The organism is Dendronalium phyllosphericum CENA369 (assembly GCF_016056275.1).
Classification (GTDB): domain Bacteria; phylum Cyanobacteriota; class Cyanobacteriia; order Cyanobacteriales; family Nostocaceae; genus Dendronalium; species Dendronalium phyllosphericum.
In genome coordinates this window covers 1-12,355 of sequence record NZ_JAECZA010000025.1, presented here as the reverse complement: position 1 = coordinate 12,355, position 12,355 = coordinate 1, and the positions used below count along the sequence as shown (strand labels likewise).

The window sequence follows — 12,355 nt, the reverse complement described above, 5'->3', positions numbered from 1 at the left end:
AAAATTAAGTTAAGGCTGTGTTTTTTCTTCAGTAACTAATGTTAGGCTAGTCCATTCACCTTTGTCGTTGTAACTGCGAACCATCCGCTGGCGCAGATTTGGCTGAATTAACCAACCCGCTTCTAAAAATAAAGGTTGACGCGGTTGTACCTGCAATGGAGAAGTCGCAGAAGCGCCATCAGGTAACAGTAATACTTGCACTTGCTTTTGGGAATCTTTATTAAAGTGGATGATAGAACCTTTGATGGTAGCAGTTGAAGTAATTGTACGTTCGCCAAAATTCAAGCTTTGAATTAATTGCCCGGTTTGATCGATTTGTAACTGCAAAGTTGTAGAGTAAAGATCGGGCAATCGCCAATCTGGATATATTGTTATTGCTTGCCCTTGCCATGTTCCTAATAAGTCTGCTACTTGCAAGGGTGGACGTTCTACTTTTGGAGTATCAGCTAAATGTTCTCGAATTAAGGTAAGTCTGTCTAGTTCACCGTTTTGGGCGAATAGTTGCACCAAACGTAAGCGGCGATTTTCATAGATAAAACTAAATTCTGCCCCAAATTCAGTAAATGGTGCGAGTTGAATTGAACCTTGAGAAAAAGCTCCATTTTCAAAAAATAGCAGACTCCCACCGACAGAAGTAAATTCTAAGACCATATCATTTAGCCCCGAACGACACAGAGTCAGACGAACTTTCTCGCTATCGTTCGGCTTTTCTAGTGTGAGACGGCTAGGAATATCCTTGACAAATGTACCTTCAGGTGAAAACACGGTGAATGAACCTTCCCATACACCGAGATTTTGCTGAAAACTTTCCCATTGAGATTTCATATGTCAGTTGTTAGTTGTCAGTGGTCAGTTGTCGTAGAGACGCGATTAACCCAAGTCTTTCCAAGAGTCTAACCTTTAGCAAAACGTTGCACGGCAAACAAGCTCCCCATTAATCCTACCGCTGCACCAAAGCTTAAGAGAATTAGTGGTAATAGTAAAATTTGAACAGGAGTAAGTTGCAATCCATTGCTAAGAAATTGGATAAACTCAGGTTGATTGGCTATTAATTTACTCAGAAATTGTTGAATTATAGAAATAAAACTCCAAGCGATCGCACCGCCCAGCAAACCAAAGGCAATACCTTGTAAAATAAACGGCAGATAAATCCAAACAGCGGTTGCTCCCACCAGTTGCATGATTTCAATTTCTCGCCGCCGCGCCATCACAATTAATCGAATAGTCGTAGTATTAACGGCGATCGCTGTCGAGGTGAGAATAATTGTAATTGTCAAAGTGATCCAGTTCAATCCTTGGTGTAATTGAGCGATGCGTTTAACTGCTTCATCTACATACTGCACAGTCTCAACTCCCTGCAACTTGGCTAATTGAGTTGCTAAAGTCGGTACAGCTTGAGAGTTACGAGCTTTCACTTTCATTTCATCAACCAAAGGATTATCCCCTAACTGTTGGGTAGCACCATCAATATCGGAAATTCCCAGTTCCTTGACTAACTTAGTCCAAGCTTGCTCTTTAGTAATTGTTTGCATCGCCACCACCTCTGGCATTTTCGCTACAAATGGTTCAATAGCTTGGGCTTGAATACCTGGCTCTAGATAAACTGACACTTCTAACTGGCTACCAAACTGGTTCAGGAGTTTTTCTACTTGCCAGGAAGTTTGTAAACTCAAGCCGAATAAAAATAGTAACACTGTCACAGTACTCACAGCTGCCCAATTCATCCACCCTCCGCGCAGTAAACCGAGAAAAGTTTCTTTGAGCAAATAGTCAAGTTTTGTGAGAAATTTCAACACGCATCACCTCAAAATTTGAACTTAACGCTAAGGCGCTAAATTCAGCTTTTGCGTCTTCCCTTCGAGAAGCCGCTTCGCGTCTATGCGTCTTTGCGTGAGATAACATCACCATTTATACTCGACGCAACAAACTTTTGGATGAACTACAGCCAAAAAACTATTCACTAGTAAGCTAATAGGCATTTAATCTAGATAATTAAGGCGGGCAAGATGCCCACCCCACAATAGTTTGATTGAATTCAATTATGCAATTTAGATGTTTTTTCGCTTAAGTACAACTGACTTTTGTATAGACAAGGGTTAATCGCGTCTCTACGACCACTGACCACTAACGAGCTTGATAGAATTGAAGTAGTAGGAATTTTCACAGTTTAGCCATTAAGAATCATGCCCTCTGAAATTGCTGTTGAGAAAAAAAAGTTAAAAAATCCGCCTTTGGAACTGCACTATTTAGGCGATCGCGTGCTGCGTCAACCTGCAAAGCGTATCACTAAAGTAGATGATGAGCTTCGCCAACTGATACGCGAAATGCTGCAAACTATGTACAGCAATGATGGCATTGGTTTGGCTGCTCCCCAAGTAGGAATTCACAAGCAACTAATTGTCATTGACATCGAACCAGATAACGCCGCCAATCCCCCATTGATATTGATTAATCCCACGATTAAGCAGGTGAGTAAAGAAATCTGCGTTGCCCAAGAAGGATGTTTGAGCATTCCCAACGTTTACATGGACGTTAAGCGCCCTGAAGTAGTGGAAATTGCTTATAAAGATGAATATGGCCGTCCCCGAACATTAAAGGCTAACGACTTACTAGCACGCTGCATTCAGCACGAAATGGATCACCTGAACGGAGTAGTATTTGTAGACCGTGTAGATAACTCCTTGACTTTGGCACAAGAGTTATCTAAGAATGGCTTCTCATATCAAGCTGTCAAACCAGTAGCATAGGGGGCTAGTAGTGTATTTAACTCCAAAAAGCGGTTTATTTCTGGGTGGTTCTTGTATAACAGCGATCGCAGCCGTCGGTTCAATTTTTGAACTTAGTTACGGACAGCCAGATTTGGGCGTTCCAGCAACTGCAATTATCCTCGCGTTGAGTATTCCTCTGACGGGATTATTTTTCTTTGCCGCAGTGAGGGACGCAAGGGCTAACATTAAATAAGCATCAGGTACATAAAAAGGTAAAAGGATGGAATCAAAAGGCAAAATTCATTCTTTTACCTTTTATTTTTCTACATCTTTTACGCACCTCCAGCTTTTAGAGTATATGGGGTGCTGTTAACCCTGTAATCACAGTAATTTTTACTCTTCTCAGGATATGGGCGATCGCTAGATTGCGATCGCCTTATTTTGTGCTTACTGGTGTAAAAGGTCTATTACTTGTTCGAGGTGTAATTTGGCTTTGTAGATAGCAAGCAGCATTTCTTGGTCAAAACGATTGGGATAAGGCAGCTTTTTCCCTTCCATCGTGGCTTTGATTAATGCTGACTGTTCGTCAGTAGGCGTACCCATCTCATCTAAGCATTCTCCCATAACTTGTAATTTGTCCCAGCTAGGTCTTTTCAACCCTCTAGCTTCTTTGGTTTGCTTGATGGCTAACTCCGGAAATGCCATCAACGAGGTGATATAGCTAACTTTATAACCAGGATTACCTGTTGGTTTAATGCCGTACTTGTGGCACAAGTCGCGTAATTCGTTAAGGGTTTTAATTTCGAGTTGCGATCGTGTAAACATAGTATTGTCTGCTTGTAAAAGTGGATGTGGTGGCTAGGCTCCCTGGAAGTTGCATTAGCCACCAACAAATCTATAATAGCAAGCATGCTCGCTATTTACAATAGCTAGTATAAAAAATAATATGGCAAGAAAGAAGGGAAACCCGGAGATAAAAAAATACAGTTTCTCCACGCAAAGGGATGAACCGCTAACTGAAAGATTTAATATTAGAGTCACACAATCAATGCTGGCTAAACTAAAAGCTTTAGATAGTCCGGCAGATTTTGCTAGGCAAGCTATTCAGAAAGCACTAGATGAATTAGATAATTTAGAATCTAGTGAGGAATGATTGTTGAGGGTTGCGATCTTTAATTTTGAGTTGCGATCGCATATTTAGCTAACGAGAGGCTAGCAAAATTACAATCAAAATAGCCCAATACTTACTTATCAAAAACTTTATGAGCTTGGCTCGATACCTAATATATGTATTTATCTGACGAATGGTTAAATTGAGGCGATCGCACAATATAGATTTTAATTAATGCCCATCAAGTAATAATGATAAAATTAACGCGAGTTTTGGGGCGATTTTAAAAAAATGTAGTAAGAAACTAAATTGATTGACTTGCCCAAAAGCTCTGTTTATAAGGGTTATAGTGAGGAGCGACCTCTCAACTTCCTTGCGAGGTAAAGGTTAGCAGATGGCAGAAGCATTGAACCTAATCTAAACTCATAACTAGCAATCTCTTAATTTGGGTATTCTCGAAATTCGCCAACGGTATTTGAAAATTTCAAAAGATGGATAATGCCCTTGAAAAACTAATTAAACAGCTTCATAGTATCCGTTTACCTAATAATGTAGCTAATGAAATTATCAAACTTGGTAAAGATGTTTATGATTATCTGTTAGTTAAAATAGATGATCCCAGTCTCAGTGAGTATCAAATCATCAACTTACTTCGCATTTTATATCAGATGAGGTATCACAATATTCAAGATTTCATCAAGAAAGTTTTTTTATTTACTCAAGACGAAAGAATTAATGTACGCTCAACAGCGTCATTGCTGGCGATTTGTTTATTTAAGACTTCATTATATCTGAAAAAAGAATTTAATGAATTAAATAATATGCCTTTATACCAAGAAAGGTTAATACAATTACTTGATAATTCTTTAGCAATGGGATTACATCAAACAATTAGACAACAAGTAGAAACTTTTATTGAAGACAAGATTTAGTTGAACCACTAGTTTAGTTAATTAAGTAAGTAGTAGAACTGGCAGATATTATGACGAAAACAGCACCAATGTCGGTTTATGGGGGTTAACCGACATTGAAAGGTGATTGTGAAGTCGAAGTCAGAGCGATCGCTTTATTTCACGATAATATCTAAACAGATGTTATGGAGAAATCAGCATGAAATAAACGCAGACTCATCTTTATGTCAAAAATTATCAGGAGAGATGATAATGGTCAGCAGCCTTAAAGAACTAATTGATGAGCCAGAATTAGATCATAGTAACGACCCAGAAGAAAGGTTTATGAGTAGTGGTGTAAGTTGGGAAAGCTATGAATCGCTACTGGCGAAACTAGAAAATAACTCTCATTACCGTGTTAATTATTTAGATGGAATATTAGAAATAGTGTCGCCATCAATCAGACATGAAAAAATCAAAACGAATTTAGGGATGCTGTTAGAGCGTTTTTTCTACAGCAAGCGCATTCGGTTTGTACCGATGGGAAGTTCTACTTTTAAAAACAAAGCAAGAAAAGCTGGTGCAGAACCAGACGAGTGTTACTGCATAGGTGAAGAAAAAAAAGTACCAGATTTAGCTATAGAAGTAGTTCTTACTAGTGGAAGTGTAAGCAAACTGGAAATCTACCGAAGATTAGGAGTTGCAGAAGTCTGGTTTTGGGAGAGCAACCAGTTTAAGTTATACCATTTACGGGATAATTCCCAAAAAGAGCAAGCCACTGTTTACTCTAATACTTATGGGTATGAAGCTCTCTCTAAAAGTGAGATACTGCCAGAATTAGACATTTCTTTGCTAGAGCAATGTCTGACAATCTCAGATTCAATTCAAGCTATTGACGAATTTGAGCAGGGGTTAAAAGCAGCCGATGAGCAAAAGCAATAGCCTTTACCTCACAATAGAGATGCGAAGCATTGGCTCACAATTTTACCAGTGAAGCTATCATTCATTAAATTCTATGTGTATTACTTATTTCTTTAGTAATAAAAAATCATCTTCGAGAAGAATAAGACATACTTGATAAATTGCCTTACTGTTGCGATTATGTCTTATAGAGTTGACAGTGATGACAAGGTGCGTTCATCAGAGGCGATCGCAAAAGTAATTTTGAGATAGTTCACTTTATTTAGAGAAACATTGTGCGTTAAGCGTATTTTAACTTCAAATCGATAGTTGATAAACGCTGTAACGCGCTACATGTCGTGATAACGAAGTTAAAAATCACCTATTATCCTGGAAGTCGCTTTTTCAAAGCTTCCAACCCAGCCCAGCGGTTATCAATAGGCTCATCTGAACTGTCAGCAGCACTATTCAAAATTCCTGGGCAATTGAGATCGCATAGTTGGCGCTGGGGCAATTCTAAGCACATCTGCTCGTATAGCCATTCACTAGGGTAAAAGTAACCATCAGGAGGTAAAGTCTCTACCAAATCTTCCATCGCCACTTCCCTTTCTAAAGGCAAGTCTTGTGCTTGACTGGCGGACTCGTCTAACCAAATAATTTCCTTGGTATCAACCGTCAAACGATGATTGTACTGCTGCAAACAGCGGTTACAGGTACAAGTAATAATTGCCTCTGCTTGACCGGACACTTCCAGGTAATTGCCTTGATGTTGGATGCGGACGCGACCGCGAACTGGTGTCAACGTTTCCAGACCAGGCAGAAACTCTTTCACCTGAAATTCCTCTGTCCGCTCCGGGGCTTTAGTTAGCTGCGGAATAAAAATTGCGTCCATAGGATTTGTGAGATTTCCTCACGAAAATTTATACTAATCGCCAGCAATTCTGCTGATACTTTCTTATTAGTTTATCTTGTAGGAACAATAGAAATTTTGAAATTACGATGTAGTTACAAGCTTTCAAGTGCTGAGTGCTGAGTTAGGAGTTAAGAATTTTTTCTCTGCTCCTCTGTTCTCCTACTTTCTCATCTTCCTCATCTCTTTACGTCTTTGCGTCCTCTTTCTACTGACAACTAACTCTTGTACAGACAAGGGTTAATCGCGTCTCTAAGACAACTGACAACTACTCATTCCCCCACAGCCGGACGAACTACCAAATGGCGATGCGGCTCTTTACCACGACTAAAGGTTTCCAAATCTCCAAATTCCTTCAAGAATGTGTGGACTTGACGGCGTTCGGCGGAACTGAGGGATTTGATTTCTACTTCTTGACCTGTAGAGCGCACTTCATCAGCTGCGGCTTCTGCTAGCGAACGAATTTCCGCTTCTCTTTTAACCCGGTACCCATTCAACTCAATGGTATAAGAAGCTTGACCCTCGTGTGGTTGGCTCAGATTTAAAACGGAATTAGCTAGATATTGAATCGCATCTAGCACAGAACCGTCAGCACCAATTAAAACTTGAATTTGTTCTGGTGTCAGGTTAGTTTCATCAATAGTCAACCAGTAATTATCTGGTTCTGGAGAATCACTGTCTTGAGATTGGGCAGTTTCTAATTTGCCCTGAATCTCAGCAGATACCCCAGTGAGTTGCAGCAGTGTTTTTAACCACTGCTGACCTCGCTGCATGGGACTGTCGCTCATCTATCAACCTGTAGTCTTTTTCTTAGAACTTTTTGGCTCAAAAGGTAATGACTTTTGTTCTGCCGCTACTGCTTTCTCTTGGGAGTCTACTATTTTTTGTAGTTCCTCTGGTAGGGGTTCGCGGGAAAGAATGTAGGTTTGCAGTGTTTGGAAAATATTCCCAATCACCATATACATCAATACCCCTGCTGGTAGGGGAAAGAACAAAAACATCCCAGAAAAGATGACTGGGGTAATTTTGTTGACTGTATCTTGCTGTGGGTTGCCGCCACTGGAATTTTGCCCAGAAAGCATTTGGCTTACATAAAGGCTGATCCCAAAGAAGACTATCATAGCGACGATATCCCAGTGGATTGTGTTGTCGGGATCTATTGCGCCAACTCTACCTAAAGCATCAATGAATAAAAATCCTTTGTCTGCTGCTAGTCCGGGAATTGTCCCTTGAATTGTCACATCTCCCGGTTGTAGGGCTTTTATATTACCCTCAGCATCAATCTCGATCCTATCTTCGCCTTTGGTGACTTTCCATTGAGGAATCAACTTATTTTCTGGGTGTTCTGCTAAGAGAACCTGAAATGGTTTGCCTTCAAGGGTCTGATATTGTATCTTGGTTTGTTCTCCTACTGTTAATTTGTTACCACTAGGAATAATGGCACTTACTTTAACATGATCCCCATCGGCAATGTAAATATTTTGGGGAGGAGTCGCAAAGGCTTGGGGTTGAATTCGTTCGATTTGTTCGGCAGGAAAAACTTGCAGATTGACAGAGTAGTTCACTCCAGCAAAAGGCGAACCCCGCAACGTGGCAAATAGCGCTAAAAGAACTGGCATTTGTAGTAGCAGTGGCAAACATCCTGCTAGTGGGTTGCCAAATTCTTTTTGAACGTTGACCATTTCCTCTTGCTGCTTTTGCGGATCGTCCTTAAAACGCTCTTTGATTTCTGCCATCCGCTTTTGCATCAGAGGTTGTACAATTCGCATCCGCCGCATATTACGAATTGAACCAGCACTCAGGGGATAGAGCGCGAAGCGGATTATCAATGTCAAGGCAACGATCGCCAATCCATAGCTAGGCACAATGCTATAGAAGAAGTCTATGATTGGCAGCATTACGTTGTTCGAGAGAAACCCGATACCAAAATCCATTATTCTGAATCCAACCTGAGGTACTGTAAACTGAACTGAATCTAATTTATCTAAATCATAATTAGTCTGCGACTATCCTACGCTACGGATAGCCGCACTTCAAAGAAAGTGGTGAGTTGAGAGTTAGAGACGCGATTAACCCTTGTCTGTACAAACGCGATTAATCGCGTTTGTATAGGAGTTTTGAATTCTATCTCCCTTATCTTCCTCATCCCTCTTTCACTATCACTTGTTAGCTGCACCGGTGTACTGGGGATTTTTGGCGGTGACTTTTTCATTGATATAATCGTAGACTTCTCGAAATTTAGGAACAGCCCGCATTTCCAGACGGCTACCATTTCTCAGGGTTACCACCATATCTCCCCAAATACCAAGACCGCGTGGGACTTTGACAATATTGACAATTTCTGAGTAAATCACGTCAGTGCGATCGCGTCCCATCCAACCCCCCATTACAGAAATCCGGCGATCTGTAATCCGGTAACGCAGCCATAATGCTCTAACGATTGCCCCTACTGCCAATGGTATGCCGACGACAGTTAGCCCAATTAACAGGTTTAAAATCAAGTCCCCAATGTGAGGGCCGCCTTCATAATAAATTTCTTCACGAATTCCCATTGAATACCTCAGCTTGTGCCAACAACTGCTCTAATTCTTGCAGAAATTGTTGGCTTACGCACTTAGATTCTGCTGCTGTTGGTTTCACAACAACCACTAGCCGCCAGCCTGGGGACAATTTCGGCAACAAGTTATGTAAAACAGCAGTAATCTGACGTTTTATCCGGTTACGAACTACTGCTCTTTTGCTAACTTTTGTACTAATCGAAATGCCAATTCGCGTGCTGGTGAGCTTTTGTGAGTTAGTTGGAAATTTAGTTATGGCAGCATCCAAGGATGGCTTGGTGAAGCATGATGGCCCTAAAGCTCTCAAAGTGAAATGAGAACTATGTCGCCGGATTCCTTGCTGGAAAACTGCCTGAAAATCTTTTCGAGATTTTAGTCGATTCGCCTTGGGCAAAGCCACAGTTGTTTTAGCTGAAGAACCCTAAACGCTGAGACGATAACGCCCTCTTTTTCTTCTTGCCCGAATCACGTTTCTTCCATCTGGTGTCCGCATTCTGGCACGAAAACCAGAAGTTCTTTTTCTCTTACGGCAAGTGCCGCCCAAGGTTCTCTGCATACTGTTCTCCTGCTAGGCGTTTTATATAAAAACTCACAATCTATTATTGTATCACTTTACATGTAAAAGCGAAAGATTCCGGCAAAAAATTAGTTTGTACATCTTTTGGTGTTGACTGGTGACTGTTGACTGGTGATTGTTAACCGTCTGCGAGTGACGAATTTCACGAGTAATTGTGGAATTTCAAAGCGAAATAGCTTAACTCATTGATTTTTACTCAGCTTGAGGTCAGTCAGTTACTGGGAAATTCTACAATCAATAAAAAAATAACCTCCGTAGATACGGAGGTTGATTTATCTTAAACTATTTTTTCAAAAAATCTCAAAATGGAGCGATCGCCAAACAAATTGCAGCCAGGAAAGCAGCGACTATATAAAACACCCCAACTACTTGCAATTCTGACCAACCAGTTAGTTCCAAGTGATGGTGTAAGGGAGCCATTCTCAACAAGCGTTTGCCTTTACCATCGGGGCCTTTAGTAGCTTTGTAATAACTCACTTGCGCCATCACAGAAAGGGTTTCCACGAAAAAGATGCCACTAAGAATAAACAGCGCTACTAAGCTATTAGTTAGCAATGCGACAGCAGCTAAAGCCCCTCCCAACGCCAAAGAACCTGTATCGCCCATGAATACGCGGGCTGGGTTGCGGTTATGAGCTAAGAAACCTAAGCAACCACCACTCAAAGCAGCACAGAAAACCATCAATCCAGGGGAAACAGGTGCGATTAATGCTCCTAATGCTAGTAAAGCGATCGCTACGGTTCCTGCTGCTAAACCATCAATACCATCAGTGAGATTAGTTGCATTGCTTTCTGCCACTAAGACAAAACCAGCCAAAGGCCAGAATAGGAACCCTAAAGGTAATGCAAAGCTCACCCAAGGCAAAGCAATACTTGTAATATTAGAAGGTTGATTGAACATCAACCACAGACAAAACATTGCTGCAAAACCGATTTGCAAAGCTAGTTTCATCCTGGGAGATATACCTTTATTCGATTTCCGGCGGAGAATCTGCCAATCATCGATCCAACCAATAAATCCGTAGCTAAGTGTTAATGCAGATACAGCAAGTACTTCTTTATTAAAATTAGACCCCACGCAGGCAATTATCACAGCTACAGGTATAAAGAATATACCTCCCATTGTTGGAGTCCCAGCTTTTTTTAAGTGGGCTTGAGGGCCATCTTCACGAATGATTTGCCCCGTTTTGAGTGCTTGCAGCAGTGGAATTACCACAAAGCCCATAGCAGCCGAACTCACCGCACATAATACTAGTGGTAAGGTGAGCGAGGTTACTTGCCAAGGCAATCTATTGCCCATCCAATCAAAAATTAATGCTGCCACACTTAGCCCTGCGGCCAAGCCAGAGGCTAGCCCGATTCCAGAAAAGTTCAATCCTTGGTTAGGAGATAATTTAGCGTCCACAGAATTCCCCTTCACTCCACACTTAAAAATATTTTGGATAATAGGGACGATAGATATCACCAAGTCCCAGCCGCAAAGGGCTAGTCTTCAGCTATGCCGATATCATCATCGTCATCATAATCAAGGTCAATACCATCTTCTCCACCTAGAAACTCTGATATTTCTTCTTCTTCATCGGAAAAATCAGGTTCGTGAACGTCACGCGCTATGAGACGACCGTTGCTTTGCAACCAGTCCAACAAAGAGGATTCTTGTTTTAATGGAATTACAGCAGCTCGCTGATTGCGAGGTTCTTCACGTAAGGGAGAATTTAACATATGACAAATACACAATAACGTTCATGTAACTAGACATTAAGAAGTCTATCACTTGACACGGCTTTATTTAGTTATTCATACATTCAACTTGTGGATTGATAAATCCGCAAGCTGCCATAAATATTTTATTTAATAGTAGTAAAGCAACCAGAGATAGATGTTTAGCGATTTGCACGGCTTGAGACATAGGAAATTAATATCGAATTGTGTGAGTTTAATCCTGATAATTTTTGAGGTAATAAGCGATGATTGGAAAAGCGGCCTTATTAGATACAATCGCTGGTACAAATCGCGGGTTATTAGCTAGCGAGCAACAAAAACAAGCTATTTTATCAGCGATCGCTCGATTAGAAGACGTTAATCCGACACCGCGTCCAGTGGAAGCAAACAACTTGCTAGATGGCAATTGGCGATTACTTTATACCACAAGCAAGGCTCTTTTAAACTTAGATCGCGTACCTTTTTATCAACTGGGTCAAATATATCAGTGTATACGGGTACAAACTACCAGTGTTTACAACATTGCTGAGATTTATGGCTTACCTTATCTTGAAGGATTAGTCAGCGTAGCTGCTAAATTTGAGCCAGTTTCTGGTCGTCGCATCCAAGTAAAATTTGAGCGCTCTATTATCGGTCTAAAAAACTTAATAGGGTATGGTTCTCCAGAAAATTTCATCCAGCAAATTGAAACTGGTAAAAAATTTATAGGTATTGATTTTCCCCTAAATGACGATACACAACAAGGCTGGTTGGATATCACTTATATAGATAGCGATCTCCGCATTGGCAGGGGGAACGAGGGTAGCGTGTTTGTTTTGAGTAAAGCATGAGATTCTACTACGTGTATTTGAGTATTTGCGAATGAACTTAGTCTATTGTTTGGACTTTGTCAAGGAGGGTCTGAGACCATTTTAAATTTGAGATTTGGAATGGGAAAGTACCAACAGGGGGAGATGGGGGAGCAGGGGAGGTAGGGGGAG

At 40.9% G+C, this 12,355-nt stretch carries 17 protein-coding genes; 6 read left to right on the top strand and 11 right to left on the bottom strand.

What is annotated here, in order from left to right; translation table 11 throughout:
• Positions 1–9: 9 nt before the first annotated feature.
• Entirely contained in the window at positions 10–825 is an 816-nt protein-coding gene (locus I8752_RS08875) for a DUF3598 family protein (RefSeq protein WP_214431946.1), read from the bottom strand.
• A gap of 68 nt (positions 826–893) precedes the next feature.
• Positions 894–1,796, bottom strand: a complete 903-nt coding sequence (locus I8752_RS08870; RefSeq protein WP_214431945.1) for a cell division protein FtsX — start codon at positions 1,794–1,796, stop codon at positions 894–896.
• Between the two features lie 387 nt (positions 1,797–2,183).
• Here I8752_RS08870 and def point away from each other — a divergent pair, with 387 nt between their 5' ends.
• Entirely contained in the window at positions 2,184–2,747 is a 564-nt protein-coding gene (def, locus tag I8752_RS08865) for a peptide deformylase (RefSeq protein WP_214431944.1), read from the top strand.
• Between the two features lie 10 nt (positions 2,748–2,757).
• Positions 2,758–2,961: a hypothetical protein gene (locus I8752_RS08860; protein ID WP_214431943.1), complete on the top strand. Its 204-nt coding sequence runs from the start codon at positions 2,758–2,760 to the stop codon at positions 2,959–2,961.
• Between the two features lie 194 nt (positions 2,962–3,155).
• Here the strand turns inward: I8752_RS08860 and I8752_RS08855 are convergent, their stop codons facing one another.
• A complete protein-coding gene (locus I8752_RS08855; RefSeq protein WP_214431942.1) occupies positions 3,156–3,533 on the bottom strand; it encodes a hypothetical protein in 378 nt (125 codons plus the stop codon).
• A gap of 121 nt (positions 3,534–3,654) precedes the next feature.
• Between I8752_RS08855 and I8752_RS08850 the strand changes: the two genes are divergently transcribed.
• From I8752_RS08850 to I8752_RS08840, 3 genes are all read left to right on the top strand, one after another.
• Positions 3,655–3,861, top strand: a complete 207-nt coding sequence (locus I8752_RS08850) for a hypothetical protein (protein WP_214431941.1) — start codon at positions 3,655–3,657, stop codon at positions 3,859–3,861.
• A gap of 449 nt (positions 3,862–4,310) precedes the next feature.
• Positions 4,311–4,751: a hypothetical protein gene (locus tag I8752_RS08845; protein ID WP_214431940.1), complete on the top strand. Its 441-nt coding sequence runs from the start codon at positions 4,311–4,313 to the stop codon at positions 4,749–4,751.
• A 231-nt stretch (positions 4,752–4,982) separates the two neighbouring features.
• Positions 4,983–5,651: a Uma2 family endonuclease gene (locus I8752_RS08840; RefSeq protein WP_214431977.1), complete on the top strand. Its 669-nt coding sequence runs from the start codon at positions 4,983–4,985 to the stop codon at positions 5,649–5,651.
• A 343-nt stretch (positions 5,652–5,994) separates the two neighbouring features.
• Here I8752_RS08840 and I8752_RS08835 read toward each other — a convergent pair whose 3' ends face one another.
• The 8 genes from I8752_RS08835 to I8752_RS08800 form a co-directional block, all read right to left on the bottom strand.
• Positions 5,995–6,501, bottom strand: a complete 507-nt coding sequence (locus I8752_RS08835; RefSeq protein WP_214431939.1) for a YceD family protein — start codon at positions 6,499–6,501, stop codon at positions 5,995–5,997.
• Positions 6,502–6,791: 290 nt separating this feature from the next.
• Positions 6,792–7,307, bottom strand: coding sequence for a Jag family protein (locus tag I8752_RS08830; RefSeq protein ID WP_214431938.1), 516 nt, complete (start codon positions 7,305–7,307; stop codon positions 6,792–6,794).
• A gap of 3 nt (positions 7,308–7,310) precedes the next feature.
• Complete coding sequence (yidC, locus tag I8752_RS08825; protein ID WP_214431937.1) at positions 7,311–8,453, bottom strand: membrane protein insertase YidC; 1,143 nt, start codon at positions 8,451–8,453, stop codon at positions 7,311–7,313.
• Between the two features lie 225 nt (positions 8,454–8,678).
• Positions 8,679–9,071, bottom strand: coding sequence for a PH domain-containing protein (locus I8752_RS08820; protein WP_214431936.1), 393 nt, complete (start codon positions 9,069–9,071; stop codon positions 8,679–8,681).
• Positions 9,058–9,477, bottom strand: a complete 420-nt coding sequence (gene rnpA, locus I8752_RS08815) for a ribonuclease P protein component (protein WP_214431935.1) — start codon at positions 9,475–9,477, stop codon at positions 9,058–9,060. The genes I8752_RS08820 and rnpA overlap by 14 nt, the downstream gene beginning before the upstream one ends.
• A 21-nt stretch (positions 9,478–9,498) precedes the next feature.
• A complete protein-coding gene (gene rpmH, locus I8752_RS08810; protein ID WP_096558233.1) occupies positions 9,499–9,633 on the bottom strand; it encodes a 50S ribosomal protein L34 in 135 nt (44 codons plus the stop codon).
• Positions 9,634–9,954: 321 nt separating this feature from the next.
• The gene (gene mraY, locus I8752_RS08805) at positions 9,955–11,058 is read right to left on the bottom strand and encodes a phospho-N-acetylmuramoyl-pentapeptide-transferase (protein ID WP_214431934.1); all 1,104 of its coding nucleotides are present in this window, start codon (positions 11,056–11,058) and stop codon (positions 9,955–9,957) included.
• A gap of 80 nt (positions 11,059–11,138) precedes the next feature.
• Positions 11,139–11,375, bottom strand: coding sequence for a DUF3134 domain-containing protein (locus I8752_RS08800; RefSeq protein WP_214431933.1), 237 nt, complete (start codon positions 11,373–11,375; stop codon positions 11,139–11,141).
• A 245-nt stretch (positions 11,376–11,620) separates the two neighbouring features.
• On the opposite strand from I8752_RS08800, the gene I8752_RS08795 reads away from it, so the two are divergent.
• Positions 11,621–12,205, top strand: coding sequence for a PAP/fibrillin family protein (locus I8752_RS08795; protein WP_214431932.1), 585 nt, complete (start codon positions 11,621–11,623; stop codon positions 12,203–12,205).
• Positions 12,206–12,355 lie beyond the last annotated feature (150 nt).

Excerpts from the sequence above, each read along its gene's own strand:
- I8752_RS08820 (WP_214431936.1), bottom strand. The coding sequence starts at position 9,071 with ATGGGAATTCGTGAAGAAATTTATTATGAAGGCGGCCCTCACATTGGG.
- I8752_RS08840 (WP_214431977.1), top strand. The coding sequence starts at position 4,983 with ATGGTCAGCAGCCTTAAAGAACTAATTGATGAGCCAGAATTAGATCAT.
- I8752_RS08845 (WP_214431940.1), top strand. The coding sequence starts at position 4,311 with ATGGATAATGCCCTTGAAAAACTAATTAAACAGCTTCATAGTATCCGT.
- I8752_RS08855 (WP_214431942.1), bottom strand. The coding sequence starts at position 3,533 with ATGTTTACACGATCGCAACTCGAAATTAAAACCCTTAACGAATTACGC.
- I8752_RS08830 (WP_214431938.1), bottom strand. The coding sequence starts at position 7,307 with ATGAGCGACAGTCCCATGCAGCGAGGTCAGCAGTGGTTAAAAACACTG.
- rpmH (WP_096558233.1), bottom strand. The coding sequence starts at position 9,633 with ATGCAGAGAACCTTGGGCGGCACTTGCCGTAAGAGAAAAAGAACTTCT.
- I8752_RS08800 (WP_214431933.1), bottom strand. The coding sequence starts at position 11,375 with ATGTTAAATTCTCCCTTACGTGAAGAACCTCGCAATCAGCGAGCTGCT.
- def (WP_214431944.1), top strand. The coding sequence starts at position 2,184 with ATGCCCTCTGAAATTGCTGTTGAGAAAAAAAAGTTAAAAAATCCGCCT.
- I8752_RS08795 (WP_214431932.1), top strand. The coding sequence starts at position 11,621 with ATGATTGGAAAAGCGGCCTTATTAGATACAATCGCTGGTACAAATCGC.
- I8752_RS08875 (WP_214431946.1), bottom strand. The coding sequence starts at position 825 with ATGAAATCTCAATGGGAAAGTTTTCAGCAAAATCTCGGTGTATGGGAA.
- I8752_RS08835 (WP_214431939.1), bottom strand. The coding sequence starts at position 6,501 with ATGGACGCAATTTTTATTCCGCAGCTAACTAAAGCCCCGGAGCGGACA.
- yidC (WP_214431937.1), bottom strand. The coding sequence starts at position 8,453 with ATGGATTTTGGTATCGGGTTTCTCTCGAACAACGTAATGCTGCCAATC.
- I8752_RS08850 (WP_214431941.1), top strand. The coding sequence starts at position 3,655 with ATGGCAAGAAAGAAGGGAAACCCGGAGATAAAAAAATACAGTTTCTCC.